2 protein-coding genes are annotated in these 1,117 nt (G+C 36.8%); both read left to right on the top strand.

Features of this window, described 5'->3' with window-relative positions:
* Window positions 1-203 (top strand): aldo/keto reductase (locus tag QZ359_RS02095; protein ID WP_293957480.1); only part of this gene is annotated, 203 nt, incomplete at its 5' end.
* Between the two features lie 271 nt (window positions 204-474).
* Window positions 475-1,117: elongation factor Tu (locus tag QZ359_RS02090; RefSeq protein ID WP_293957478.1), on the top strand; the 643-nt coding region annotated here is incomplete at its 3' end.

Below are 1,117 nucleotides of genomic sequence, written 5' to 3'. Positions count from 1 at the left end.
ATCATGGAAAGTCTGTTGCTCAGATAGCCTTGGCCTGGAGCTTGGCAGAAAGATTTTTACCACTTCCGAAATCTGTCACAGCCTCTCGTATTCAGGCTAATCTTGATTGTTTTGGAATTGAATTAAGTCAAGAGGAACGAGAAACCTTAAAAACGATTGCTGTTCAATCTGGTGCTCCACGAGTTGATGATGTGGATTTTTAGAAAATCATAAAAAGAATTGTACATTGCTCCAATTTTTGATATAATAGTCAGCAGGAAAGAAAGTCTTATGGCGTTCTTCAAGCGAGCTTGGGAAAGTGGGAGCCAAGTAGGGCAAAATAAAGTGCTGGCGCTTTCTGTACTATTTTCAAAAACAATGAAGTAATAAATTAGGGTGGAACCGCGTTTCTGACGCCCCTAGGTTAAATCAACCTAGGATTGTCGGATGCGGTTTTTTGCTTATTCAGTCTATTGTGTGAAAGAAAGGAGAGACGTGGAAAACCTTTATCTTGTCAAAGACGATAGTCAACTAGCTGCATTTCGTGATTTTGTAGTAAGAAATACTGAAAAGTTGAAAGATTATCAATCTTTTTTAAAGAATGAACTTGCAGTCTGTGATTTACCACAAGCTGTTATTTGGTCAAGTTTTAATGCTGCTACACAGATTATTAGGGAAAGTGCTGTTCCAGCCTATACAAATAATAGACGAATGGTTATGACGCCTGATTTAGCTATTTGGAAAGAGTTGTATTTGTATCAGTTGATGGACTACGAGTGTTCTCAGCAAACTCAAGCAATAGAAAGTCACTATCATTCTTTATCTGAAAATTTCCTCTTACAGATTGTAGGACATGAGTTAGCTCATTGGTCGGAGTATTTTTTAGATGATTTTGATGGTTACGACTCTTATATCTGGTTCGAAGAGGGGATGGTTGAATATATTAGTCGCAAGTATTTCTTGACAGAAGAGGAATTTCAAGCGGAAAAAATTTGTAATCAATCTCTCGTAGAACTTTTTCAGAAGAAGTATGGTTGGCATTCATTGAATGATTTTGGTTCTTCGACTTATGATAAGAATTATGCAAGTATTTTTTACGAATACTGGCGCAGTTTTTTGACAGTAAATAAGTTGGTAG

The sequence above is a fragment of the Streptococcus sp. genome (assembly GCF_019414905.1).
Classification (GTDB): domain Bacteria; phylum Bacillota; class Bacilli; order Lactobacillales; family Streptococcaceae; genus Streptococcus.
The sequence above is the reverse complement of the archived record's forward strand: the minus strand, read 5'-3'. Positions and strand labels throughout refer to the sequence as shown.